At 56.3% G+C, this 26,601-nt stretch carries 21 protein-coding genes; 16 read left to right on the forward strand and 5 right to left on the reverse strand.

Features of this window, described 5'->3' with window-relative positions; translation table 11 throughout:
- The first annotated feature begins 408 nt into the window (after positions 1-408).
- The 4 genes from AC13CN_RS15225 to AC13CN_RS15240 all read left to right on the forward strand — a co-directional run bounded on the left by AC13CN_RS15225 (position 409) and on the right by AC13CN_RS15240 (position 4,369).
- Positions 409-1,401 carry a LysR family transcriptional regulator gene (locus AC13CN_RS15225; RefSeq protein ID WP_062374181.1) on the forward strand — a complete coding sequence of 331 codons (993 nt, stop codon included), beginning with the start codon at positions 409-411 and terminating at the stop codon, positions 1,399-1,401.
- A 13-nt stretch (positions 1,402-1,414) separates the two neighbouring features.
- On the forward strand, positions 1,415-2,401 hold the full coding sequence (locus tag AC13CN_RS15230; protein WP_074211409.1) for a TRAP transporter substrate-binding protein: 987 nt from the start codon (positions 1,415-1,417) through the stop codon (positions 2,399-2,401).
- 76 nt (positions 2,402-2,477) lie between these two features.
- Positions 2,478-3,041 carry a TRAP transporter small permease gene (locus AC13CN_RS15235; RefSeq protein WP_074211410.1) on the forward strand — a complete coding sequence of 188 codons (564 nt, stop codon included), beginning with the start codon at positions 2,478-2,480 and terminating at the stop codon, positions 3,039-3,041.
- Between the two features lie 23 nt (positions 3,042-3,064).
- A complete protein-coding gene (locus AC13CN_RS15240; protein ID WP_054645047.1) occupies positions 3,065-4,369 on the forward strand; it encodes a TRAP transporter large permease in 1,305 nt (434 codons plus the stop codon).
- A gap of 36 nt (positions 4,370-4,405) precedes the next feature.
- Here the strand turns inward: AC13CN_RS15240 and AC13CN_RS15245 are convergent, their stop codons facing one another.
- Complete coding sequence (locus tag AC13CN_RS15245; RefSeq protein ID WP_253027764.1) at positions 4,406-5,935, reverse strand: sensor domain-containing diguanylate cyclase; 1,530 nt, start codon at positions 5,933-5,935, stop codon at positions 4,406-4,408.
- A gap of 206 nt (positions 5,936-6,141) precedes the next feature.
- On the opposite strand from AC13CN_RS15245, the gene AC13CN_RS15250 reads away from it, so the two are divergent.
- On the forward strand, positions 6,142-8,841 hold the full coding sequence (locus tag AC13CN_RS15250) for a bifunctional diguanylate cyclase/phosphodiesterase (RefSeq protein WP_483053235.1): 2,700 nt from the start codon (positions 6,142-6,144) through the stop codon (positions 8,839-8,841).
- Between the two features lie 133 nt (positions 8,842-8,974).
- Here AC13CN_RS15250 and AC13CN_RS15255 read toward each other — a convergent pair whose 3' ends face one another.
- The 3 genes from AC13CN_RS15255 to mgtE all read right to left on the reverse strand — a co-directional run bounded on the left by AC13CN_RS15255 (position 8,975) and on the right by mgtE (position 12,734).
- Positions 8,975-10,366: an alpha-amylase gene (locus AC13CN_RS15255; protein ID WP_253027762.1), complete on the reverse strand. Its 1,392-nt coding sequence runs from the start codon at positions 10,364-10,366 to the stop codon at positions 8,975-8,977.
- Positions 10,367-10,502: 136 nt separating this feature from the next.
- The gene (locus AC13CN_RS15260; protein ID WP_054641033.1) at positions 10,503-11,246 is read right to left on the reverse strand and encodes a sulfite exporter TauE/SafE family protein; all 744 of its coding nucleotides are present in this window, start codon (positions 11,244-11,246) and stop codon (positions 10,503-10,505) included.
- A 129-nt stretch (positions 11,247-11,375) separates the two neighbouring features.
- On the reverse strand, positions 11,376-12,734 hold the full coding sequence (mgtE, locus tag AC13CN_RS15265) for a magnesium transporter (RefSeq protein WP_062360799.1): 1,359 nt from the start codon (positions 12,732-12,734) through the stop codon (positions 11,376-11,378).
- 295 nt (positions 12,735-13,029) lie between these two features.
- Between mgtE and AC13CN_RS15270 the strand changes: the two genes are divergently transcribed.
- Entirely contained in the window at positions 13,030-15,162 is a 2,133-nt protein-coding gene (locus AC13CN_RS15270; RefSeq protein WP_253027761.1) for a PhoX family protein, read from the forward strand.
- Between the two features lie 51 nt (positions 15,163-15,213).
- Here AC13CN_RS15270 and AC13CN_RS15275 read toward each other — a convergent pair whose 3' ends face one another.
- Positions 15,214-16,248 carry a LacI family DNA-binding transcriptional regulator gene (locus AC13CN_RS15275; RefSeq protein WP_054641031.1) on the reverse strand — a complete coding sequence of 345 codons (1,035 nt, stop codon included), beginning with the start codon at positions 16,246-16,248 and terminating at the stop codon, positions 15,214-15,216.
- 154 nt (positions 16,249-16,402) lie between these two features.
- Here AC13CN_RS15275 and ltnD point away from each other — a divergent pair, with 154 nt between their 5' ends.
- The 10 genes from ltnD to AC13CN_RS15325 all read left to right on the forward strand — a co-directional run bounded on the left by ltnD (position 16,403) and on the right by AC13CN_RS15325 (position 26,594).
- Positions 16,403-17,338: an L-threonate dehydrogenase gene (gene ltnD, locus AC13CN_RS15280; protein ID WP_287836980.1), complete on the forward strand. Its 936-nt coding sequence runs from the start codon at positions 16,403-16,405 to the stop codon at positions 17,336-17,338.
- The gene (gene otnK / locus AC13CN_RS15285) at positions 17,338-18,633 is read left to right on the forward strand and encodes a 3-oxo-tetronate kinase (protein WP_253027760.1); all 1,296 of its coding nucleotides are present in this window, start codon (positions 17,338-17,340) and stop codon (positions 18,631-18,633) included. Before ltnD ends, otnK begins: the two co-directional genes overlap by 1 nt.
- The gene (gene otnC / locus AC13CN_RS15290) at positions 18,630-19,289 is read left to right on the forward strand and encodes a 3-oxo-tetronate 4-phosphate decarboxylase (RefSeq protein WP_253027759.1); all 660 of its coding nucleotides are present in this window, start codon (positions 18,630-18,632) and stop codon (positions 19,287-19,289) included. The genes otnK and otnC overlap by 4 nt, the downstream gene beginning before the upstream one ends.
- A 51-nt stretch (positions 19,290-19,340) precedes the next feature.
- Positions 19,341-20,138: a 2-oxo-tetronate isomerase gene (gene otnI / locus AC13CN_RS15295; RefSeq protein ID WP_054645050.1), complete on the forward strand. Its 798-nt coding sequence runs from the start codon at positions 19,341-19,343 to the stop codon at positions 20,136-20,138.
- Positions 20,139-20,213: 75 nt separating this feature from the next.
- Complete coding sequence (gene denD, locus AC13CN_RS15300; RefSeq protein WP_062360794.1) at positions 20,214-21,179, forward strand: D-erythronate dehydrogenase; 966 nt, start codon at positions 20,214-20,216, stop codon at positions 21,177-21,179.
- A 112-nt stretch (positions 21,180-21,291) separates the two neighbouring features.
- Positions 21,292-22,290: a TRAP transporter substrate-binding protein gene (locus tag AC13CN_RS15305; protein WP_074211417.1), complete on the forward strand. Its 999-nt coding sequence runs from the start codon at positions 21,292-21,294 to the stop codon at positions 22,288-22,290.
- Positions 22,291-22,350: 60 nt separating this feature from the next.
- Positions 22,351-22,914 (forward strand): TRAP transporter small permease, encoded by a 564-nt coding sequence (locus AC13CN_RS15310; RefSeq protein ID WP_054645051.1) that lies wholly within the window; start codon positions 22,351-22,353, stop codon positions 22,912-22,914.
- Entirely contained in the window at positions 22,911-24,188 is a 1,278-nt protein-coding gene (locus AC13CN_RS15315; RefSeq protein WP_228219402.1) for a TRAP transporter large permease, read from the forward strand. Before AC13CN_RS15310 ends, AC13CN_RS15315 begins: the two co-directional genes overlap by 4 nt.
- Positions 24,189-24,229: 41 nt before the next feature.
- A complete protein-coding gene (locus tag AC13CN_RS15320; RefSeq protein WP_074211418.1) occupies positions 24,230-25,690 on the forward strand; it encodes an aldehyde dehydrogenase family protein in 1,461 nt (486 codons plus the stop codon).
- Positions 25,691-25,721: 31 nt separating this feature from the next.
- Positions 25,722-26,594, forward strand: a complete 873-nt coding sequence (locus tag AC13CN_RS15325; protein WP_089675942.1) for an NAD(P)-dependent oxidoreductase — start codon at positions 25,722-25,724, stop codon at positions 26,592-26,594.
- Positions 26,595-26,601: the final 7 nt, after the last annotated feature.

Raw genomic sequence — 26,601 nt, forward strand, 5'->3', positions numbered from 1 at the left:
CGCAAAAATAATATATGGAGCCTGCGTCACAAGTGCCAATCGTTTTTAGCGATATTAAGTATCGGTGCTTCCTATCATGCTGTTATTTAGTGGAAAAATAGTTGACGCTAGGGCGCTATACGATTATCAACTAAATAAAGCGACTCAAAAAAGATTACAAAAGAGATGCCCTTATCCGCCTGATGTAGCGCCGTTGCGCCACCAATAAAAATGGCAATGAAAGGGTGATTTCGAGGAGTACCACATGCGGTTGCCAGCCCCGCGACAGCATGTCCGTGCCCAACACGACATGTTTCACTTACATTTGCATATCAATGCCTCACGATGGGAGACCATGGTGTGTGGCGTGGTGGAGGCGCTTGACGCTGTGCTTCCCGTGAATGCTTCATTACAGGCTGGTTAAGCACGATGCTGGATTTTAAGGAACTCGACGCCTTTGTTTGGGCGGTGAAACTTGGCTCTTTTCGTAAAGCGGCGGTGCGTTTACACATTACGCAACCGTCGATATCTGAGCGTATCTCGCGTTTAGAGAGCACGGTGGGCGAGCTACTGCTTGAGCGCTCGGCGCGGCCTATTCAGCCTACTATGCGTGGTAGGGAGTTCTTCCTGCATGCCGAACGTATGCTGGCCCAGCGCGATGAAGCCCTTAAACTTTTCGATAGTGAAGAAGACTTTTCCGCCCCGCTGCGCCTGGGCACGATTGAAACCATTGCTCACAGTTGGTTCCCCACGTTTATGCAGCGGCTCACCGAGCGCTACCCGCGGTTGATTATTGAGCTCACCGTGGATTACTCCCCGGCGCTGAACGAGCGGCTGAACAGCAATGAGCTGGATATTCTGCTAGCCATGAACGGCTACCTGCCTTCAGAGCAAATTGACCATGAGACGCTCAGCCCCTATGAAATGGGGATGTTTGTTTCACCTCGACACGCCCAGATGTTAAGCAAACGCCCCGATGCTTGGCATTCAACGCTGCCGTTTATCTCCTTTGGCAAGCTAGCGCGTCCGTATGAAGAGTTAGTGCGTTATTTAGCCGACCAAGGTGTTCAACAGCCGCGTATTCATAGTGTGAGCACGCTGATGACGATTGTGCGTTTAACCACGGAAGGGCTGGGTATCGGCGCGCTACCAGTAGCCACCGTGCTGGATGAGTGGCGGCGTGGGGAGTTGTATCGTTTAGCGCTCCCCACGCCGTTACCGGCCATGCACTATGATGTTATTTGGCGCAGTGCAAATCATCCACGCTTCTGCCGTGGCGTTGGCCGCCTGGCGCAGGAGTGCGCGCTAGAGTATGCCGCTGAAAAGCATACCGAGATTACTAACACGTGTTTTACCGGGCGTTGGGTGACCCCTAGCGCCGCCTCCTCCACCCCTGTGCAGCACCTCCATCCCTATGAATAAGAGGACTTTACCTATGCGTACTCGCATTGCGACCCCCCTGCTTCTTGCCACGGCGTGCAGCCTTGCCGCCGCCACGGCTCAGGCCGCCGAGTGGACCATGGCCACGCCCTACGGGGATGCCAGCTTCCACACCCAAAACACCAAGCAGTTCGCGGAAGATGTGGCAGAAGCCACTGACGGCGAACTCACCATTACTGTCCATAGCGGTGGTTCGCTGGTGTCTCACGGCGAAATCAAACCGTCTGTGCGTCGTGGCACGATTGATGCCGGTGAAGTGTTCCTCTCGATTCTCTCTAACGACGACCCGATTTTTGAAGTCGATACGCTGCCCGGTGTGGCCGGTAGCTACGATGATGCCTATGCGCTGTGGGAAGCCACTAAGCCGATGATTACTGAGCTATTCGCCTATGAGGGGCTGATTCCGCTCTACGCCGTCGCATGGCCTGCTCAGGGCATTTATACTGCCGAGCCGCTGACTGACCCAGCCCAGTTTGATGGGCTGCGCGTACGCGCACCAAACATCAACACCCAGCGCTTCGTTGATAACCTAGGCGGTAGCCCCACCGAAACCGAAGAGTCGGATGTCCCTACGGCCTTTAGCACCGGCCGCGTCGACGCGATGATTACGTCGAGCTCTACCGGCAACTCCATGGCTGCTTGGGACTACGTCACCGACTACACCGATGCCAACCTGTGGCTGCCGAAGAACATCGTTTTCATCAGCCAGCGCAGCTTCGATCGTCTTGACGAAGCGACTCAAGAAGCGCTGATGGAAGCGGCGGCCCGTGCCGAAGAGCGAGGCTGGCAGATGAGCCGTGAGAACAATGACGAGAGCCTCGCGGCGCTGCAAGAGAACGGCATCAGCGTGTCCGAACCCAACGCTGAGGTAGCTGCTGCGCTGCAAGCGGCGGGTGACGAGCTGTTCACCGATTGGCAGTCCCGCGCCGATGACGAAGCCAAAGCGGCACTGGAAGCCTACCGCGCCCAGCGTGGCAACTAACCCTTCGTTGCTACGGTAACGCCTGGGGCAGCCCGAGGGCTGCCCCTTTCCCTACGCGCTCTGTGAGACTGCGAACATGACGTTTAAATTCGACAAACTCTACCGCCTAGGTGCCTGGGGCGCAGCAGCATGCATGGTGGCGATTTGTGCGCTGATCGCGCTTCAGGTCACTTTCCGTTTAGTAGATGCGCTGTTGGTTTTGGTCGGCCAGGAGCGGCTCGGTGTCAGCATTACCGGCGTCTCGGAAATGGCCTCCTATTTATTGGTAGGCGCCACCTTTCTTGGGTTGGCCTATACCTTTGTTCACCACGCCCATATCCGTGTGACCTTACTGATTTCACGCCTGCCTTCTGCGGTGCGCGTGTGGTTTGAGGTGTTTGGGCTGATTATTGCGCTGGTTATCAGCGTACTACTGGCCTATGGCCTGGTTGGTTTAGCGAGGGAAAGCCTAGAGTACAACGATGTTTCGTCGGGCTTTTTGTCGATTCCCCTGTGGATCCCCCAGGTGGTGCTGTCCGTTGGGGTAGGGCTTCTGGCCTTGGCGCTGTTAGAAGCGCTGTGGATGGCCGGGCGCATTGCCATACGCGACCCGTCAAGCTTCCGCGAAGCCACTTCCATCGACGATAACGAAGCGCATTAAGCGGCTACTCGGGAGATACCCTCGTGCTACTACTAAGTTTAGCGACTATTTTTACCCTGGTGCTGCTGCTGGGCAGCGGGGTGTGGATTGCCTTTGCCTTGATAGGCACAGCGTGGATAGCGCTGCAATTTTTCAGCCCTTTTGACCCTGGCCCGATTCTGGCCTCCGATTTTTGGGGCGCAAGCTACGGCTGGGATTTAACCGCGCTGCCGATGTTTATCTGGATGGGCGAGATTCTGTTTCGCTCGGGGCTGGCGGACAATATGTTCCGTGGACTTTCACCCTGGTTGAACCGTCTGCCGGGCCGCTTGCTGCATACCAATATCATTGGCAGTGGCATGTTCGCGGCGGTGTGTGGCTCGTCGGCGGCTACCTGTGCCACGGTGGGCAAAATGACTCTGCCGGAACTGGAGCGCCGGGGCTACGACAGCAATATGGCCATTGGCACTTTGGCCAGTGCGTCTACGCTGGGGCTGTTGATTCCACCCTCGATCGTGCTGATCGTCTACGGGGTGGTTACGGAGCAATCCATCTCGCGGCTGTTTATGGCGGGCATTGGCCCAGGCTTGATGATCTTGGCGCTGTTCATGGCCTATTTGGTGCTCTGGGCGCTACTGAAAGGCAACCGTGACGGCCTGACCGGCGCTGATGAATCCGATATGAGCTTTGCTGAAAAGCTGCGCAATACCTGGGCGTTAGTGCCTATTTTGCTGCTGATCGGTGGGATTATCGTGTCGATTTACGGCGGGCTGGCTTCTCCAACGGAAGCGGCAGCGGTTGGCGTGGTGCTGTCGATGATCATTGCTCGGTTCAACGGCCACTTTAATCGGGCGATTTTTACCGATTCGCTGTTTGCTGCGGTACGCACGGCCTGCATGATCGCCTTTATTATTGCCGGGGCGTCGTTTTTAACCTCAGCCATGGGCTTTACCCAGGTACCCATGAAGCTCGCTCAGGCGATTGGTGAAATGGGGCTGTCGCCCACCATGCTGCTGATTGCGCTCACGTTGCTGCTACTCATCATGGGCTGCTTTCTGGATGGTATTTCGCTCATCCTACTGGTGACGGCGATTATCATGCCGGTGGTCAGCGCGGCAGGCTTTGACCTGATTTGGTTCGGTATCTACTTGGTGATTGTGGTGGAGATGTCGCAAATCACACCGCCGGTTGGATTTAACCTGTTTGTGATCCAAGGGTTAACCGGTAAGGATATTTTGACCATCACCAAAGCGACGCTGCCGTTCTTTCTACTAATGATGCTGGCTATTGCGCTTATGCATATCTTCCCCAGCATTGCGCTCTATCTTCCCTACGCAATGACGAGCTAAACCTTTACTCCACCGCCCCGCCGACAAGCGGCGGGGTTAGTGGCCATAAACCGATACACCGCCCCGGCCAGAGCGCTTGATGAAGTACATGCTTTGATCGGCGGCGTCGATAAGCTCCCGTTCATCTCCAAACCCGCCGTCGGTGAGGCAGGCCACGCCAATCGATACGGACACGTAAAGCGGCTCTTGGTCTACTCGGGCCATGGGCCGCTCCTGCAGCCGCCGGGTAATACGCTCAGCAAAGCGCCGAGCACCCTCGGCATCTTCATCGGGAAGAATCACCAGAAACTCTTCACCACCATAGCGGCCTGCAAGATCGCCCACGCGAATTAACGAGGCGAGCATCCTGCCGAAGTGAGCCAGCACCTGATCACCCGCCTGATGACCATATCGATCGTTCAGCACCTTAAAATGATCCAGGTCGATAAACACCACCGACATGGTTCGTTCGGTTGTGAGGCAAAGGCGGAAGCGTTCCCGTAACTGCTCCTCTAGCCAAGCGCGATTCGCTAATTGGGTTAGCGGGTCGAGCCGGCTGCGCTGTTGCAGCTCGGCATAATCGTTGAGCAGCGTTTCCCGCGCTTTTTGCTGAGCATCTAAGCGTGCGCTCAACGATAAGGTGTGTTCAAAAAGCCGCTGCTGGGCCTCTTTTAGCAGGGCGACGCTATCAACGGTGACCGGCATGCCCAGCCCGAGTGTCTCCATCAGCGGTGGAAGCGTTTGCTGCAAATGGGCCAACAGCCCCGATATGGCCCACTCGCTTGATGGGGTTAACGCGTTGAGCTGGCGCATCACGCCGGCTAAAGCGTCGGCAGGGTTCGCCGATAACCAAGCATCCGCGATGGCGCCGGAGACGCGTAGGCAAAGTGCCGCGTTATCTTCCGTATCCAGGCCATCGTGACTGTGTTGAATGGCGTGAATCAAGCTGTCATGGGCACCCCATTTCGCCAGCAACCAAGCGCCCACAAGGGCGTGGTGGCAGCCAAAATGGCGCTTTTCCACCTGCATGATGTGTTGATGGGAGGTGTTCTCGATGCCGTAGAGTAGCTCTGCGTCGCCGGGGTAAGCGGTTTGTAACGCTAAAATACCAATATCTTGCAGCAGCGCCGTAGTGAATACGCTGCCTGATTGGTGAGGACAAAGCTGCTGTGCGAGATAGCTGGCGGCGACGGCCGCCGTGATAGATCGCTGCCAAAACGGTAAGCGACCGCGTGCGCCATGATCGTTTTCAAACAGGCAAAAGTTCAATACGGTAGCCAGGGTGACATCTAGCCCTATGCGCTGTGTGGCATCAAAACACGTGTGTGGGGGCTGAGCCGCGCGCAGGTAGTGGACGCTATTGGCTACGCTCATGATCCGTGCTGTTAACGCGGGGTCATATTCGATGGCACTGGCATAGTCGCTCAAGGTAGCCTCAGCGCCCTGAGAGATATCCAAGATGTTCAGGGCGACCGCCGGTAGAGTAGGCAGCCGCTTACACTGAAGCAGCGCGCTGCTAAGAAAGCTGGGCAGCTGGTCAGTCAGCGAGGTGTAGAGTGTTTCGCTGACGGCATTAGGCCCCGTCATAGTGTCTCCTCAAATGCCGTGCAGCGAAGCGGGCAGTCAACATAATATCGATAGATGTTTCTAACATAATGTTAGGGGTGGCCGATATCGTTTATGGCCCCAGTGTTCTTCCATAAGATAGCTGTTTATGGTGCAAACGTCGCTGTGCTTTGTTAAAACAGTGGCAAAGCTTAGCCTGCTCTACAACGACATAAGCGAGTGCGACGATGCACACAAGCAAAGAAGAAGCAGAGATTTTTCGTCAGCTAGCGGAAGGTTTTGGGCGCAGTGGCCATCCCAACTTCTTTGCTACGCTGGTGGAACAGCTGGCTCGTCTACTCAATGTCGACCACGCACTGGTCGCCGTGGTCACTGAAGCTAATATAGCCGAAACCTTGGCCGTTTGGTCAAGCGGTGCCTTGCAGGCCAATATTACCTACCCTCTTGCGGGCACGCCCTGCGAAACCGTGGTGGGCCATGAGCCCTGTCTGTACGCCTGCGATGTGCAATCCCGCTTTCCAGAAGACGATCTCCTAAGCCAGCTCGGTGCCGATAGCTATATGGGGTTGCCGCTATTCGCCCCAGATGGCACCGCCATTGGTCTGCTGGCAGTGCTCCACAATCAGCCAATACAGTTTGATGGATTGGAAAATGAAATTCTGCGTATTGCGGCCGCCCAAGCTGGCGCTGAATTAGGGCGTCGCCAAGCGGAAAATGCGCTACGCAAAAGCGAGGCCGCTGCCAAAGAGAGCGAGCGCCGGCTGAACACCTTGCTCAATCACCTACCGGGGATGGCTTACCGCTGCCTGAATGATAACGACTGGACCATGCAGCTAGTGAGCAAGGGCGCTGAAGCGCTGACTGGCTATCGGCCTGATGAGCTTGAGAATAATCGCATCACCAGTTTTGCGAACTTAATCCACAAAGAAGACCACGACCGGCTGGTTAAAGCCGTGCAGTCCGCCATTCATCAGCGACGCCCTTATCGCGTGACGTTCCGCATTCGCCATCGCGACGGCAGCGAACGCTGGCTGTGGGGGCAAGGGCAGGCCATTTTTTCCGATGAGGGCGACGTGCTCTGCCTGGAAGGTTTTATTACCGACGTGACCGACCAGCAAGAGGCACAACGGGTGCAGCAGGCGGTGGTGCAAGTTGCCTCAACCGTCACCTCGCGGGTAGGGGATGACTACTTTCAGCAGCTTATTTCTACGCTCACCACGCTGTTAGAAGCCGATGCGGGCTTTATTGCCCTCTTAGACCAACCTATGCCGTCTCAACAGAGCGAGCACACTCACCCCAATAGCCTATTACCTGCGACCACAGGCCATACCGTAAGCTTAGTGGTCGACGGCCAAATCCGTAAAAATCACACCTTTCTTTTGCGTGACACCCCCGTCGAACGGGTGGTGTTAGAGCAAGAGAGCGTCGTGCATCACGGCCAGCGGTTTACGCTGCCGGGAGCGACGCTGAGTGCGCAGGCATGGATTGGTCGACGCTTAGATAACGCAAAAGGCGAAGCCATCGGAGTGATGATGGTGTTTTATCAAGCGCCCCTCACGACAAATGCCTTTGCGACATCGGTGCTACAAATTCTCTCCAACGGTGCTGCGGCGGAGCTAGAGCGACGCCGCGACCACCGCCATATGCACCAGCTGGCCTATACCGACAGCACTACCGGTTTGCCAAACCGGGTGCAGTTTATGGAACACCTGCGTGAGATGGGCCAGCAGGCCCAAAAGCAGCAGTCGCCACTGGCATTACTGCTGCTCGATTTGCGTCGTTTTAAAGAAATTAATGACCTGTACGGCCATCAAATTGGCGATCAGCTGCTGGCCACTGTGGCAGGAAGGCTACGCCATTTAGAGTTGCCGGGCGTGCACTGTGCGCGGCTTTCTGGCGATGAGTTCGCGCTCCTTTTCCCCCATACTGAACGTGCCAGCCTTGATGAGGTGGTGAAGCAGCTATGTGCGTTGGTGAAGCGGCCTATTCGTCTGGATCGCCGCGTGCTTAACCTGGATGTCAGCATTGGCTTCGCGCGCTATCCGAGCAATGTAGCCAAAGTCAGCGAACTGTTCAACGCGGCTAGCATCGCACTGCATCACGCCAAAAAGCGTGATACGAATATCTCCCCCTACACCCAGGCCATGCGCCATACGCTGGAGCGCCGCCAATGGATGACCGAGCGGCTGCATCGGGCAATTTTAGAAGGGCGGCTTGAGCTCTATTTTCAGCCTCAGGTAGATCTACATACCCAAACGCTGACCGGGGCAGAAGCGCTATGCCGCTGGCACGACCCCGAATGGGGCTGGGTTAGCCCCGGTGAGTTTATTCCCCTAGCGGAGGAGCGCGGGCTGATTCGTTTACTCGGCGACTGGGTGCTGGAAGAGTCTGCTCGCCAGCTTAGCGCTTGGCAGTCGGCGAGCACGCCGCTGCCGGGACGGCTTTCGATTAATATCTCCGCGCAGCAGTTTGCCGACCCCCGGCTGACGGCGCATATTGCGACGCTTACCTCCAGCGTTTCACCCAGTGCGATTGGCTTGGAACTGACGGAAAGCGATTTTATGCGCGACCCGGATCAAGCCATCATCATTACTCATGCCATGCGCAAAGCTGGGTACGCACTGTTTATCGATGATTTTGGCACCGGCTACTCATCGCTCTCGTATCTGCGCCGCTTTGCCGCCGACGCGCTGAAAATCGATATCTCCTTCGTGCGCGATATGCTCGATAACCATCACGACCGAGCGATTGTGCAAACGATTATTGCCATGGCGAACACATTAGAAATGAAAACCCTCGCCGAAGGGGTTGAAAGTGCCGAGCAAGCGGCGCTGCTGGCTGAGATGGGCTGCAATCAGGCCCAGGGCTACTGGTTTGGAAGACCGCTGCCCGCCGATGAGTTTGCCCGCACTTGGCTAAACGGCTAGCGCGGCGTTTAGATTGGCGGGCAGCCGCAACTACCTCTGTTACTAAGGTGATTTAACTGCATGGTCAGGTTTGCCAGTCGGGCCATAGCGTCTCCTTGAAGGGCTCTGCTGGCAGAGCCCGCTATATGCTAAGTTATGAGGCTGGGCAAGGAGCACCGACGTGCAGAGCCGCCGCAGACATGGCGGGGATATTCAGCGTGAGCTGACCATTCTCCACCGTGATACATTGCTCTTCAGCCGTCACGTTTTGATAGCGGCCATCTGCCATATCGGTTTGAAAAGTGTGGGTGAGCGCTTGCTGCTCCCGGTTAATCGCAATAAAGCCCTGGGCTTCGCGGCTGAAGGCGATTTGATTATGGCCATTATCCCACCAGTGGGTGACCTCTGCGCCGTCGGCTTGTTGGCGAAACGCGACCATATTGGCAATCTCGGGCCAGCGGTGTTCGCATACCCAGGCTTCCCCACATTGGGCCTCGCCCTGCTGATAGACGGGGGCTTGCGGTGGGCCTTGGTCGCTATTAGAAAAAGCGTAGCTTGACATGACTTTCGGGTAACCATAAGGCCATGCCAGCATAAACATGTTGGCTAAGCGATAAAGCGCGTCATCTCGATGCGTCAAAATATTGCTGCCGCCCGCACCGTGGCCACGCTGGTTATCGTGGTTGTCGGTAAATACGACGGCTTGTTCGCTCGGCAGCAGGGCAGGCGATTCGCCAAACTGCTGAAGGTTGGCAAGGGCTTGATTGTTGAAAATATCACCAAGAGACGCGCCGTAGCGAAACTCGGTGATATCCGCCGTGCCTTGATACTCCGTGGCACTGATCGCTTCGCCGCCTAGGTCAATGACTTCCTGAAAGGCATAAAGCGGAGCGTCTACCTGCGCCAGAATTTCCTCAATATCGCTGGGTGCCATATGCTTGGCTGCATCGATCCGAATACCTCTCACACCCAGTGCTGCCAAGGTATCCAAGTAATCCGCAATACGGCTCTGCACAGTGGGGTCGCTCGTGTTCAGATCGGGCAAGCCAACTAACTGACATTGTCGAACGCTTTCGGCATTTTGCGTATAGTCGCTCTGTTCGATGCCGCAGGGTTCGTGGAAGTCATCGCGCTGATAATGGGGATAGTTCAGTGCTTCATTGTCATAAGAGGAGCCTGCAATGCCCTGGCCCTTGCCGTGGGCCACATGGTTAATCACCGCATCCGCGTACACATCGACCCCCGCTGCATTGCAGCGCTGTACCATATCGGCAAAGGCGTCGCTGGAGCCGCTGCGGCTTTCCAGCTGATAGCTGACCGGCTGGTAGCGAGTCCACCAAGCATCACCCTGAATGTGCTCTTGTGGGGGCGAGACCTGTACGGCTTTAAATCCTTTTGGGCCTAGCCAATTTTCGCACTCCTGGGCAACATCCTCCCACTGCCACTCAAATAAGTGTACGAACGTGTCGGCGCTAGCAGGTTGCGCGGAAAGCCCTATGCTCAGTGTCGCGCTGGTAGCCAGGGCAACGGAGTATTTCGCAAACATAAGATCACCTTTGTTGTCATTGTTGCTCATAACATGACGGTATGCAGGGTGACTCAAATCCTCCTCGCGAGCCTGTTAAGGGGCGTAGATAAGAGGAGGAGGGCGCCTACTTGTGGAAAACGTCAGTAATAGGGGGCTAACTCACGGCCTGCCACACCAAGTTAATCCCCACTAAGAACATGGCCAGAATGACTAAGCGGTAAAACAGCTTTTCATTGACGCGACTCTGTAGCCAGAGGCCGTTACGCACCCCGATCCAAGCAACGGGCACAAGCAGCAGCGAGGCCCAGGCGCTGGTCATGTTGACTTCGCCTAGCCACATATACGGGCCTAGTTTGATAGTGTTTACCACCGCGTAGGTCACCGTACAGGTGGCAATAAAGGTCTCTTTCGTGAGCTTGCGCGGCATCAGGTACATGTTCATCGGTGGCGCGCCCGCGTGGGCAATGAAGCTGGTAAAGCCGCACACACTAGAGGCGGGCAGTGCCCAGTAGGTGGAAATGGGTTTTTTCGCCACGGGCTTGAGCAGCATATAGGCCGCAAACACGACCGAGAGAATGCCCAGCACCAGCCGCACGCCCTGCTCGCTCAGGCTGCCAAACAGCAAAGTGCCCACCGTCACTCCAATAAACAGCCCCGGCACAAAGCGCCATACCTCCGCGCTATCGTGCTTACCCCACCACGCTTTGACGGCAAATGCATCCATCACCAGCAATAGCGGCAGCAGCAGCCCGGCTGCCTGGGTCGGGCTAATCGCCAGCGCCATCAACGGCACCGAGAGCGTGCCAAAGCCGCCTGCAAAGCCCCCTTTAGAGACGCCGGTGAGGTAGACAGAAAAGATAATCAACAGCCAGGCGATAAGGGAGTAATCGGGGAGCATGGGAGCCTCTCAAAGTGTTCAAAAGCGACCGACATAAAAAAGCCCCGCAGTGGCGGGGCACAACAGCATAGCATTAGATAAAAGTTAGCGGGCGAATAGAAAGGCAGCCGCGCCTTGTCATCACGTTGATCACAAAATAATCAGCGTCGCCAGCCCCAAGAACGATAGAAAGCCAACGACATCCGTAACGGTGGTCAGGATCACCGCGCCGGATAGAGCAGGGTCAATTTGCAGCCTTTTGAGTACCAAGGGGATCAGTACACCAGACATATTGGCGAGGCTCATGTTGATAAAAATCGCCAGCGTGATGACCAGAGTAATGAGCGGGTCGCTAAACCACAGGTAGGAAATACCGCCGACCACCAGCGCCCATACCAAGCCGTTCAGCATGCCCACCCACAGCTCTTTGTTGTAGAGCCACTGCTTGTTGTTACCGGCGATTTGCCCAAGCGCTAAGCCGCGAATGACCACCGTTAGCGTCTGGCTGCCAGCAATCCCGCCCATGCTAGCGACCACCGGCATGAGGATAGCGAGCGCTACAATTTGATCCAGCACCGCTTCAAACTGACCGATCACAAAGGCGGCTAGAAAGGCGGTTAATAGGTTGATACCAAGCCAAATGCCGCGGCTCTTGGCACTGCGCAAAATCGGGGTGAACACTTCCTCTTCGTCGCTCACGCCGGACATGTGTTTCAAGGTCATGTCGGCATCGTCTTGGGTAATTTCCAGTACGTCGGCGGCGTTCAGCTGGCCTACCAGTAGCCCGTCGCTGTTACACACCGGCACGAAGGGCAGCTCCTTGGAGCGCAGCAGGGCGGCGGCTTCGCTGACTTTCATCTGGTCGTTGAGCGTGTAGGGAGCATCGTCCATGAACTCGTCCACGGTGCTCTCCTGGGGCTGTTTGACCAAGTCGATCAGCGTCAGGGTGCCCAGCAGGCGCTTGTCCTTGTCGGTGATCATGATCTGCTGAGAGTCATCGTCCAGCAGGTGGTGAATACGGATGTAACGCTGCACGGCTTCCAGCGACACGCCCTGCTTCACATTGACCGTTTCCGGGTCCATGTAGCGGCCGACCATGTCCTCTTCATAGGTATAGAGGTTCTCGACCTGGGCGCGGATCTCCTGGTCTAGACTGGCGTAGACGGTGGTTTTGATCTCTTCGTCAGCAACATCGAGAACTTCGGCGACTTCCTGGGCGTCTAGGCCCTTCACGATCTGCTCAACGTCGCTGGCGGTCAGGTCTTCGATGTAATCGGCACGGATGTCCTCATCGACTTCGGCCAGCACCTCGCCAAGCAGTGCCTCCGGAATATACTCCCACAATCGATCACGGGTTTTGGCGGGAAAAGACTCAAGGGTGCGCGCAATCGCCAAAATATCGAGCTCATTAAACAGCTCGTTTAAGGCGGCTGTATCTTCTTCGTCTAGTAACTTTTGAAGATAGAGCAGCTGCTCCTCGGTGTTGGTGTATTTCTCTTCATCGCGCATAGAGTCCATCCTTTGGGGAATTAATTTTTAACACAACTACTTGAAAGCGCTTGATGGCTCACTATGAATCTTAGCGATAGCCTGGGTTGAAAGCCATGCAGGCTTATTGATCGGCATAATTAAGGAGAGCGTAGTGACGCATGGTGGCTGATGAGCTTATCCGCAGCATTATTCATATAGCGCCTGCCATCGAACCGTCATTAAAAAGTCGCTTACCCGTCATACATATTTCATTTTGCGCTACTAGCCTCTTCAAAAAACCGTTATGACCATGTCCATGACTACGAGGGGCTCCATGAGCAAGGAAATCGAAGATCACCGCTTGTTTAACCACAGCCATAACCAGCCATTTGCCGAGGTACTGGCTCAGCACGTCTCCCGGCGCGACGTAATGCGGGGCGGCCTGGGGTTGGCGGCGGCTTCTATGCTGGGGTTTGGCGGTGCGGCTCAAGCACTCGCAGGCGAACAGGCGAAGACGCCACTAACCCTCGCGTTTGAAGCGGTGCGTGGTTCTCGTACCGACGCCATCGTTGTGCCGGAAGGATACGTGGCTCAAGTGTTAGTGCCCTGGGGCACGCCGCTGCAGGCAGGCCAGGAGTGGCAGGCCGACCAGCCCATGACGCCCGAGCGCCAAGCGATGAGCGTAGGCATGCACCACGACGGCATGGCCGGTTTTGCCCTGGATGCGGATAACGCCTCGCGCCGTTTTGTGCTGGCGCTAAATAACGAGTACATCGACCAAGCAGCGCTATGGGCACCCCAAGGTGGGCCGACCAATGCCGAAGCGGGCGCGCGCCCAGCGGACGAGTCACGCACTGAAATCAACGCCCATGGCGTGACGATCGTCGAAGTAGAGAAAGACGCCAGCGGCCAGTGGTCTCATGTTGCCAACTCGCCCTATAACCGCCGCCTCACCAGCGCCACGGTGATGGATCTCGCCGGCCCCGTGGCGGGTAGCGACTACGTAAAAACCCAGTTCTCCCCTGACGGCACGCAAACCCGCGGCACCAACAACAACTGCGGTAACGGCGTGACGCCCTGGGGCACCTATATCGCCTGTGAAGAGAACTGGCCCGATATCTTCGTCAACCGTGGCGAGCGCTTCCAAGACGATGCGCGCATCGGTATTCCTACGGATAAAAGCCGCTATGGCTGGGATACCTCAGCGGGCGACGCCACCGAGCAGAACGGTGAGTTTGCGCGCTTTGACATCACTCCACGCGGTGAGCGTGCCGAAGATGACTACCGCAACGAGGCACGTACCTTCGGCTACCAAGTAGAAGTCGACCCCTACAGCGGCGCCCGAGCGGTGAAGCGCACGGCGCTGGGGCGTTTTCGCCATGAGGGGTGCTGGCTGGGTAAACTGGAAGCAGGCAAGCCCATTGTGTTCTATTCAGGCCACGATGCCCGTAACGAGTATGTCTATAAGTACGTCTCTGATGCCGCCTGGGATCCCGCCGATGCCAACCGCCCCGGCGCAGAGTACGACCGCCTCGCCATTGGCAGTAAATATATGGATAACGGCACGCTCTACGTGGCGCGCTTCCATGCTGATGGCAGTGGCGAGTGGCTGCCACTCACACCGAGCGCCAAGACCCAGGATGGCCGCACGCTGGCCGCCGCACTTAGCCTGGCCGAGAACGACTTGGCAGGCATCATCATCAACACCTGCGATGCCGCCGACCTGCTGGGCGCCACGCCAATGGACCGCCCCGAGTGGGCCACGGTAGACCCGGCCTCGGGTGAGGTGTATCTAACGCTCACCAATAACACCCAGCGCAGTGAAGAGGGCAGCGATGCCACCTTCACCAACGACGGAAGCGAGCTTGCCCAGCCGGGCGTTGGCTTCGCTACCGCCCCTGCGAACGCCGCGAACCCCCGCGCCAATAACGAGGCCGGGCACGTGATTCGTTGGCGGGAGAGCCGCTTGCCCAACGCCTTCACCTGGGAGGTGTTTGTGTTTGGCGCAGCTGCCGATGACGCCGATAACCACTCCGGGCTAAACGAGATGAACCAGTTTGCCAGCCCCGATGGCCTGTGGTTCGACGATCGTGAAGACGGCCAAGGCATTCTCTGGATTCAGACCGACAACGGCTATGAAGGCGTTACCGAGCACACCAACGACCAGCTATTGGCCGTGGTGCCCCAAGGGTTAGAGGATATTCGCGGTACGGGGCCGGTGATCAACAGCAGCAACCAGCAGCAGCTCAAACGCTTTGCGGTCGGCCCGAACGGCTGCGAAGTTACTGGTATCTTTGCCACGCCGGATAAAACCGCGTTGTTCATTAATATTCAGCACCCCGGCAATTGGCCAGCTGATGCTAGTGCGTTGGTGCAAGACGCCACTGCGGCGGCGAGTGGTCAAGTACGCCCGCGTGCGGCTACCGTGGTGATTCAGAAGCGTGATGGTGGGCCGGTGGGGGTGTAAGACTGATTAGGGGCAGTGTTGTTAGACACTGCCCGCTTAAGCCTTGCATGCTTAAGTGCTCCCCCCCACTTGTAGCGTAAACCCCACGTCGTGCTGGCGGCGGTAGACGTTTTTGCCGCTTAGGCGCCGTATAAGTTCTTTGGCGGCTAAGCGGCCCATCTCTTCTCTAGGTGAGAGAATGGTGGTGAGCTGAGGAGTGACATGCTGGCCTAGTGGCAGTCCATTGAATCCTGCAATTGCAATGTCATTCGGCACACTAAGGCCTTGTCGTTGCGCGGCTAGTAGGGCTCCCGCTGCGAGGTCATCGTTGGCAAAATGAATGGCCTGTGTATGGGGGTAGTGAGTCAACACCTGTGTCAAGCTATCCGCACCTGCTTGTAGACTGCCCAGCGTGTCGAGTTCTATTAAAGGTGTCTCTATTTTGTTTGATTGAAGCATCTCTTGATGACCTTCATAGCGCATGCCAGCGCGGTAGTCTTGAGCCATTCTTGCCCCGACATAAACGATGTGGCGATAGCCTTTATCGACTAAGTGTTTCGCCATGCAGCGTCCCGCTGCGACGTGGTCTAGCCCAACATTCAAGTCCATACCTTGGCCCAGCTCCATCACTTCCATAATGGGATGCTCCCAATTGTTCAGAAGCGTCTGGCAAGCTTGATTATGGCGTAGCCCAGCGGTAATCAGCGCCGAGCATGACCAGCCTAAGAACGTGCGCACTAACTGATATTCGCGGTCTAGATCGTAGTCGGTGTTGCCCAGCAGTATTTGATACCCCTCTGCCTCTAAGGTCTCTTGAAGGCCTTTGATAACTTCAACAAATACCGTGTTGATCAGAGAAGGCACGATGACGGCAATCAGTTTAGAGCGCGAAGAGGCGAGGCTGCCCGCCACGAGGTTGGGCACATAGCCTAGCTGCTCAACCGCTTTCAGTACGCTATTACGCGTGCGCTCGCTGACTTTTTCAGGATGATTAAGCGCTCGAGAAGCAGTGATCGGTGAGACGCCCGCAGCTTCAGCCACTTGGCTGAGCGTCACTTGATCTGAGCGACGACGCTGCTTAGCAGCATGCGAAAAGTCTCTAGACATTGGTCGAACGCCCCTATTGTTCAGCTTGTGATGACGAAAAGAATAATCTAAAAGGAATGGTAGCGCTATCATGGCAGCGCTACCATTCAATGATAAAAGCTTCGAGCAGCTTTGCTAAACGTGGCTGCTAAAAACAACAGTGAGGTAGCGGCAGGTGAGTCAAGATCAACAGCAATCCCAGCAAGTCGGCGTGATTGGCTTAGGCGCCATGGGTATGGGCACTGCCACTGCGCTACTGAGCAAAGGTTTTCAGGTCACCGGCTGTGACATTGCCAGCGGTGCACGCGAAGTATTCAGCGCTGCTGGCGGTAATAGTGTCGCAACGCCCGCCGAGCTCGCCCACTGTGACGTTGTGTTGGTGATTGTTGTGAATGGCCAACAGGCTGAAGAGGTGCTTTTCGGGGCACAGGGCGTGGTTGCCCACCTAGCGCCGGGTAGCGTGATCTTGCAATGCGCCACCGTGGCACCCAGCCAAGCTAAGCAGCTAGGCGAGCGCCTTTCTGCGGCGGGGTTGTGGATGCTGGATGCGCCCATTAGCGGTGGCGCTGCCAAGGCTAAAAGCGGTGATTTATCGGTAATGGCCTCTGGTCAGCCGGAAGTGTTCAACAAAGCGCAGCGGGTATTAGATGCCATGGCGGCCAAAGTGTATCGCTTAGGCGATACACCAGGGGTAGGTTCCAGTATGAAGCTGGTGAATCAACTGCTGGCGGGCGTGCATATTGCCACTGCGGCCGAGGCGATGGCGCTGGGTATTCGTATGGGACTCGACCCCGAGGTGATTTATGAGGTGATTACCCATTCGGCGGGTAACTCCTGGATGTTTGAGAATCGCGTGCCGCATATCTTGAGCGGTGATTACACGCCGCTGTCAGCGGTCGATATCTTCGTCAAAGACCTCAATATTGTTCATCAAACAGGTCGCGAGCTTTCACTCGCAACACCGGTGGCTGCCAGCGCGTTGCAGCAATTTACTGCGGCCAGCGGCGCAGGCTTTGGGCGGGAAGATGACTCAGCGGTGATTAAGGTTTATCAGCGCTTATCGGGCATTGCGTTGCCAGAAGCGGCCAACGATGCCGAGGGAGTGAAGTAATGAGCCATCAGGGAATCGTGTTGGGCGCTATCGCCGACGACTTTACCGGAGCCACTGATCTCGCCAATAACTTGGTGCGTGGCGGCATGCGCTGCCTACAGGTGATTGGCGTGCCGCAAGAAGCGGTGGACTTGCACGATGTCGATGCGGTCGTTGTCGCGCTCAAGTCCCGCTCCTGCCCAGTGCAAGACGCCGTGACCGATTCTCTGGCAGCACTTGAGTGGCTACGCGAGCAGGGCGCTCTCCAGCTGTTCTTTAAGTACTGTTCCACCTTTGATTCCACTGACGAAGGCAACATTGGCCCCGTGGCCGATGCCTTGCTGGAACGGCTTCATGCCCATCAAACGGTGATGGTACCTGCGTTTCCCATTAATGGCCGCACGGTGTACCAAGGCCACCTGTTTGTTGGTGACCGTTTGCTGAACGACAGCGGCATGCAGCACCACCCGCTCAACCCCATGCAGGATGCTGATTTGGTCCGTGTGCTCTCCCGCCAAACGCCACACCCGGTGGGCTTGGCCAACCGGGCCGTACTCGCCAAAGGGACAGAGGCAACCCGCTCTCATCTGTCGACGCTCGCCGAGCAAGGCGTACGCCATGTGATCTGCGATAGCTTGGATGAGCAGGATTTGGACGTGCTGTCCGAGGCCACGGCGACAATGGCGCTTGTCACCGGCGGCTCTGGCCTGGGGCAAGCGCTGCCCGCTCAGTACCGCGCACTGGGTTGGCTGGAAGACATTGCAGAACCAGGGCGTTTAGCGCCTGCTACTGGCGGGGCTTTGGTGCTGTCAGGTAGCTGTTCACGGGCCACGCTAGCGCAAGTGGCGGATTTCGTGGCCAAGCATCCTGACGGCGGTTTCGCGCTTGACCCGCTGGCGCTGGCAGAGGGCGAGCAGCAACACCAGCAGGCGCTTGCGTTTGCGCGGCAGCGGCTATCCGACAACGCGCCGGTATTAATTTACGCCTCCGCCGATCCAGAAAAAGTGAAAAACGCGCAAGCCTCGCTCGGCGTGGAGCGAGCAGGGCACCTTGTTGAAGAGGCATTAAGCCAGTTGGCGGTAACGTTAGTGCAGGAAGGCGTGGGCCGGTTATTGGTAGCGGGCGGCGAAACCTCCGGTGCAGTGGTCTCCGCGTTAGGCGTGACGACCCTGCGCATCGGTGAGCAGATCGACCCCGGCGTGCCCTGGACCCAAGCTCCTCTGCCTGGGCATGATGCGCCGTTGTCGCTGGCGCTCAAGTCCGGCAACTTTGGCGGCGTGGATTTCTTTACCCGTGCGTTTGAGGTGCTGGCATGAGCGTGCACCTGCGTCACCATGACCATAACAGTCTTCGTGAGCAGATCAGTACGCTCGGCAAATCGCTGTTCGACCGTGGCCTGACCATGGGCTCCAGCGGCAACATCAGCGTGCGGTTAGACGATGGCGGCTGGCTGATGACGCCCACCAACGCCTGCCTAGGGCGGCTGGACCCCGCGCGTATTGCCCATCTGGACCCGCACGGCCAACTGCTCAGTGGCGATAAACCTACCAAAGAGCAGTTTTTACACATGGCTATGTACGCCGAGCGCCCGCAGTCCGGTGCCATTGTGCATCTTCACTCCACTCATTCGGTGGCGGTGTCGTGTTTGCCGGGGGTAGACCCCTGCGACTGTATTCCGCCACTCACTGCCTACTACGTCATGCGGGTGGGCAAGTTACCGCTGGTGCCTTATCACATTCCTGGCGACCCCCAGCTGGGTGAAGCAGTGCGGGGCCTGGCGGGCAAGCATAGCGCGGTACTGCTGGCCAACCACGGCCCAGTGGTAGCAGGCAAAAATCTAGAAGCGGCGGTGTATGCCACCGAAGAGCTGGAAGAGACCGCCAAGCTTTACCTGCTGCTGCGGGGCGAGAACCCGCGAGGGCTGACGCCAGAGCAGGTCGCCGAACTGGAAGCGCGTTTTCCACGCGACTAGCGACGCACTGAACAAAGCACTTAATAACGCCCATAACGACAAGAGCGCCCCATGATTCGATTAGCCGCCAACCTCAGCATGCTGTTTAACGAACACGCCTTTATCGACCGCTTTGCCGCTGCTGCAGAGGCCGGCTTTAAAGGGGTGGAGTATCTATTCCCCTATGCGTTTGCTGCGAGTGACTTGCAGCACGCGTTGAAAGAGGCCCAGTTGGAGCAGGTACTGTTTAATCTGCCGCCGGGGGATTGGGAAGCCGGGGAGCGTGGTCTTGCCAGCCTACCAGGGCGGGAATCGGAGTTTCGTGATTCGGTCACCGCAGCGCTGAGCTATGCCGAGGCCCTTAACTGCCCGCGGGTTCATGCCATGGCAGGGCTTTTGCCTGACAACGCGGATGCCGCGATCCAAGCAGAGCATCACACCACCTATATTAGTAACCTACGTTTTGCGGCGAACGAGGCGGCAAAAGTAGGCAAAGATGTCCTGATTGAGCCGATAAATACCCGTGATATGCCCGGCTTTTTTCTTTCCCGCCAAACGCAGGCCATGGCTGTGCTTGACGAGGTGGGCGCCAAAAACCTCAAACTTCAGTTTGACCTGTACCACTGCCAAATCATGGATGGTGACTTAATTCGTCACCTAGAGCGTCAGTTTAACGCTATTGGCCATATTCAAATCGCCGGCGTGCCTGATCGTAACGAGCCTAATGTGGGCGAAGTGCATTACCCCGCTATTTTTGAACGCTTAAGCGCGCTGGGGTATCGCGGTTGGGTAGGGTGTGAATACCACCCCAAAACGGCTACACGAGCGGGGCTAGGATGGGGAGCGCCGTGGGGATTAATCACGCATTAAGCAGCTTGTTCTGGCCAGCGCCAGTCGCACATACGTTCACTAATACAAAAACAACGCAACATTAGGAATCGCATCATGCACATTGCCATTACCGGTGCCGCTGGCTTTTTGGGCCAGCGCCTCGCGCAGCAGTTGATCCAGCGTGGTGAGCTGCGTCAGCAATCGATCACGCAGCTAACGCTGATTGACCAAGTAGAAGCGCCGTCGCCCTCAGCAGGCACGATTACTGTGGTGTCGCGAGCAGTGGATATTACTCAGCCGCACGCATTAGACGAGGTGTTAGATCAGCGCCCTGACGTGATTTATCACTTGGCGGCCGTGGTCAGCTCTGCCGCAGAAGCCGATTTAGAACTCGGTATGCGTGTCAATTTTGATGCTACGCGGTCATTGCTAGAAGGCTGTCGTGCCCGTGGCATGCACGACACGCGCTTCATTATGGCTAGCTCCGTGGCGGCCTATGGCGGCGCACTGCCTGATGTGCTTGACGACATGACCGCCCTGCATCCGCAGAACTCTTACGGTGCCCAAAAGGCCATGTGCGAACTGCTCATCAATGATTACAGCCGTCGTGGCGAGATTGATGGCTTGGTGCTTCGCTTGCCCACCATCGTGATCCGCCCCGGCCGTCCAAATGCCGCGGCCTCCAGCTTTGCCTCCAGCATTTTGCGTGAGCCGCTCAATGGTGAAGAGGCCATCTGCCCTGTGCCCACCACCCTTGAAATGTTTGTGATGTCGCCGGGCAAAGTGGTCGATGCGCTGGAGCATGGTGCCCAGGTACCTCGTGAAGCACTCGCACCGTTTCGCGCGTTTATGCTGCCGGGCATTACGGTGAGCGTCGCCGCTATGCTTGAAGCGCTTCGCACGGCGGCCGGGGAGCAGGCCCTAGCGCTCGTTAAACATGCACCCGACCCGCGTATCGAAGCCATTGTCGCCAGTTGGCCCGCCCGCTTTGAAACTGCAAAAGCGAGTCAGCTTGGCTTTGTCGGCGACGATGACTTTACCCAAATCATCGATAGCTTTATGGCTGAGCAGCACCCATGAACGGCTATTGCCCATCTGATTCACCCCACTGCCGATAGGGCAGAACGCCACAAGGAGACGCCAACGCCTCCTTCACTACTCACCCTCACAACAACATAAAGAGGGATTTATCATGACCAAGCGCTTCACTCGACATGCACTCGTGACTGCTATCAGCGCCCTGGCGACGGCCAGCATTGCACTGCACGCTCAGGCAGCCACGGATATCAGTTTGGGGCACACGCTCTCTTCCACCTCTCACTACTCGGTAGGTGCCGAGGCGTTTAAAGAGACACTAGAACGTCTATCCGACGGAGCCTTTACGGTCACTGAGCACGCCTCCGGCTCTCTCGGTGGCGAGCGAGAAATGATCGAAGGCCTGCAGATTGGCACCGTGGATGTGGTGATTACCTCTAGCGGCCCACTGGGTAACTTTGTGCCGGAAACCTACGTGCTGGATTTGCCGTTCCTGTTTGAAAACTACGACCAAGCCCGCTGTGTGCTGGACAGCGAGATCGGTGACGAGCTGCTGGCGAAGATGAGCGATCATGGCTTGGTCGGTATGGCGTGGTCAGAAAACGGTTTCCGTCACCTCACTAACAGTCAGCGTGAAATTGCTAGCCCAGCGGATGCGGAAGGGTTACGGGTCCGCACCATGGAGAACGCAGTACACCAAGAAGCGTTCCGCCAAATGGGCGCACGACCAACACCGATGGCGTTCCCGGAGCTATTCACCGCGCTTCAACAAGGCACGGTCGATGGCCAGGAAAACCCGATTACGGTCATTGTAGCCACCAACTTCTGGGAAGTGCAGGACTACCTTTCCCTGACCGGGCACGTTTACTCACCGGCCATCGTACTGGGCTCACCGATCTTGCTAGATGGCCTCAGCGAAGAGGAGCGTGACTGGTTTATGCAGGCCGCAGCAGCTTCGGTAGACGCCACTCGCGAAGAAGTATCGCGCCTTGAGCGGGAAGGGGTTGCGCTGTTGGAAGCCAATGGGATGACAGTAAGAACAGAGATCGACCCTGCTCCTTTCCAGCAGGCAGTAGAACCCGCCTACGAAATTTTCACCTCACAGTATGGTAGCGACATGCTAGAACGCATCCGTGAAAAAGCGGGCAACTGTTAAGCACTTCCTTCACTGCGGTCTCTGGCGATGCCAGAGACCGCCTAGGCACGGTGACCTTTTATGCTAGCGGTATTGCTTCGTTTAGAGCATCAGTTAACCCGTATTGCCCTGATGATTGCTATGTTGATGTTGGTCATATCGGTCACGCTCAGCTTCTATCAGGTGCTTACGCGATTTTTGTTTAATGCGCCCTCTACCTGGACCGAGGTGGCATCTAGAACGTCCATGATTTGGTGTGTGTTTATGGCCGCTGCCGCTACGTTTCGTGGTGGCTATATGATGGCGGTTGAGGTCATCTATAAATGGATGCCTGCGCGTCTGCTCATGATGCTGGAAATGGCGATTGTGCTGTGCTGCCTATTGGTATTGGGCGTGTTAGTGCACTACGGCATTCAAATGACGCTGCGAGTGAATAGCCAGGTGATGTCGGGCATGAACATTTCCATGTCCTGGGCCTATGCCGCGATTCCCATGGGTGCTAGCTTTGCGATGGTGTCAGTGATCGCCCGTTTAGCCGCGCAGCTCAGTGGCCGCGAGAAAGTAGGGCCAGAAAACAGCGAAGTGCTGACCGATGAGCCAACGTCCACCCATGCGTCGCGTTCCAAAGAAGGAGCGTCCTCATGAATATGGTGATTGGACTATCGCTGATCGTGCTCTTTACCTTTGGCGTGCCGATTGCGATCTCTATCGTGCTCGCTTCTATTATTGGCATCGAGTTCTTTACGCGCCTGCCGTTATTACTTGTTCCACAGCAGATGTTTATTGGTATCGATAAGTTTCCGCTGATGGCGATACCGTTCTTTATTCTGGCGGGTAATTTAATGGCTGCCGGGGGCATTTCACAACGTTTGGTGGACCTTGCAAAATCCATCGTTGGGCGCGTGCAAGGCGGCCTTGCCATGTCCTGCGTCTTAACGTGCATGATGTTTGCCGCGGTGTCCGGCTCCAGCGTGGCCACAACCTTTGCCATTGGTGCCATTCTGATTCCAGCCATGGTGAAGCACGGCTATCCCAAACCGCTAGCGGCCTCTATTCAGGCGTCATCGGCGGAACTGGGCGTGCTGATTCCCCCTTCTATTCCGCTGATTCTGTATGGCGTGAGTACCGATACCTCCATTGGGCAGCTGTTTCTGGCCGGTATTGGGCCCGGCATTTTGATTGGTATGGCGCTTATCATCTTTCTTTACCTGTTCTGTAAAGTGCGTGGCTACGGTAAAGATGATTACAAAGACAGCACCGGTTTTATGGTTTCGCTTAAGCGTGCCTGGGTGGCGCTGCTGATGCCGGTGGTGGTGATCGGCGGTATTTACGGAGGGATTTTTACCCCCACTGAAGCGTCGGCCGTGGCGGTGTTTTTCGCACTCATTGTGGGCGCGTTCTATTACCGCGAATTAAAGCTTGCTGACCTAGGGCCTATCTTGCGCCAAAGCGTGATCTCAACGGCGGCGGTGATGTTGATTATTGCATCGGCCGCGCTGTTTAGCTTTTTGTTAAGCCGCACAGGATTACCGGCACAAATTGCCACGTTGGTCACCAACACCATTGAAAGCCCGATGATGTTTTTGCTGGTTGTGAACGCACTGCTGCTAATTGTCGGCATGTTCATTGAAACATCGGCCGCGATTTTAGTTCTGGCCCCGATACTCACGCCGATCGCGATTCAGTTTGGTATCCATCCTGTCCATTTTGGCTTGGTAATGGTGGTCAACTTAGCGCTGGGCATGATTACGCCGCCTCTTGGGGTGAATCTTTTTGCGGCTTGCGCTGTTGCCAAAATCTCCATTGATCAAATGCTGCCGTGGCTGGTGCGCTTTGTGCTAGTAGTGCTGGCGTGTTTGATGGCGATTACTTATATGCCTTGGATTTCAATGGGATTAGTGAATATCTTCTACGGATAGAAAAGACATTACATTTAATAAAGATAATAAAGGAGTGATAAATGTCACATTTAATGACCTTTCCACCGCAGCAGGCACTGATTGGTGGAGAGTGGATAAAGACGACGGCTACGTTACAGGTAGAGGCCCCTGCCACTGGAGAGCCATTGGCGCGCATTGCACGTAGCCAAGTGGAGGAGGTAAATGCAGCAGTAAAAGCAGCACGGCTGGCCTTTTCCGGACAGTTAGGCGAGTGGGCTCATTGGTCTGCTCGTAAGCGCAGCGAATGGCTGTTGCGCTTTGCCGATGTGATCGAGGCACATCATGAACAGCTAGCACAGCTCGAGTGCGCCGATACCGGTAAGCCCATGACCCAAGCCAAAGGGGATATATCCGCCTGTGCACGCTATTTTCGCTTTTATGGTGGGGCGGCGGACAAGATTCACGGTGAGACCATTCCCTTTGAAACCGACTTCGCGGTAATGACACTGCGCGAGCCTTACGGTGTGTGTGCCCAAATTATTCCTTGGAACTATCCCTCTCAAATTTTCGGGCGCTGCGTGGCGGCTGGACTCGCCGCAGGTAACACTATCGTGCTTAAGCCCGCCGAAGATGCCTGCCTGAGCGTGCTGCGCATGTCGGAACTGGCGGTACAGCATGGGTTGCCCCCTGGTGCACTCAATGTAGTGCCGGGGCTAGGGTTTGAAGCGGGCGCGGCGCTGGCTGCCCATCCTCAGATTGACCACCTCTCCTTTACTGGCTCACCTGAAACCGGCACACATGTTGCCCAAGCGGCCGCGCAGCACCATGTGCCGGTCACGTTGGAGCTAGGTGGGAAATCGCCTCAACTCGTGTTTGCCGATGCAGATTTGGAGGAAGCGCTGTCTGCGGTGGTACGTGGGATTATCCAGAATGCTGGTCAGACCTGTTCCGCAGGTAGCCGTCTGCTAGTACAGCGTGAAATCGCTGATAACGTAATTGATAATCTATGCAAGCGCTTTAACGCCCTGCGCTGTGATACCGGTGAAGCCGATGCCGACTGTGGTCCATTAATCAACGCGCGCCAAAAAGCTAAGCTGGAAGAACGTTTGTCGGCGGCCAAAGCCGATGGCATTCGCGTCGCGGCTATAGGAAAACTAACGTCGAGCGTACCATCCGGAGGCCATTTCGTGCTGCCTCAACTGTTGACCGATATTCCGGATGGGCATGAAGTGCTTCGGGAGGAGCTGTTTGGCCCCGTGCTGGTGGTGCAGGTGTTCGAGGATGAAGCCGAAGCGCTTGCACTCGCTAATGCCACCGATTTTGGCCTGTGTGCCGGTATTTGGACTCGCGACGGCGGACGTCAGCTACGCTTGGCAAAAGGTATCCGCAGTGGCCAAGTGTTCATCAATAACTACGGAGCTGCCGGTGGCGTAGAGCTTCCCTTTGGTGGTGTTGGACGTTCAGGACATGGTCGGGAAAAGGGCTTTGAAGGGCTGAGAAGCTATACACGTATCAAGACTATCGCTATCAAGCACGGCTAGCACGGACATCTACGTAAAAGGAGTTATTATAATGACAACATCTCGCCAAATAGGCGTCGTCGGCGTAGGCCTGATGGGCCACGGGATCGCCAGCAGCCTGCTACGTGCTGGCTATCAGGTATGTTTTCTTGAACACCCAGGTAATCAGCCAGTGGATGATCTAGTGGCCGCTGGCGCCAGTGCGCTGAGTTCTGGTCGGGAGGTGGCACAGAGCGCAGAGGTGGTGATTCTGTGCGTTACTGGCTCGCCTCAAGTAGAAGCCGTGTTGTTTGAACCCAATGGCGTATTAGAAGGGCTAGTCCCTGGCAGTGTTATCGTAGATTGCTCCACTGCTCTACCTAGTTCGACAGAAAAAGTCGCTGTCAGAGTCACGGAGGCAGGCGGACGCTTTATGGATGCCGCCATGACACGCACGCCTAAAGAAGCAGCAGAAGGGCGGCTTAACTTGATTGTTGGCGCGCCAAAGGCGCTGTTCGATGAAATGCTGCCCCTGCTGCAGGGTTTTGCCGAAAATATTGCCTATGCAGGCGAAGTTGGTGCGGGACACACTCTTAAGCTGTTGCACAATTTTGTTTCGCTTGGCTTTTCTGCGGTATTGGCGGAAGCCACTGCCGCTTCACGTAAAGCAGGCATCAGTGATAATGCTTTGCTTGATGTGCTTGGTGCAGGCGGCGGTGGGGGGGTCGTGCTTGAGCGGTTGCGCCCTTATATCGCTGACAATGACCCTTCTGGATTCAGGTTTACGATTGCCAATGCAAGCAAGGATCTCGGTTACTACCACACAATGACCCACGACTTAGCTGTGGAAGGTGGTATTGCCAAAGTCGTTCGAGATTTATACCAATCGGTGGAAGATCAGCAACTATCAATACCTGAGCTAATCGGCGTATTAGAACGCCGATAGCCTGAGC

Source organism: Vreelandella sp. L-25 (genome assembly GCF_056857535.1).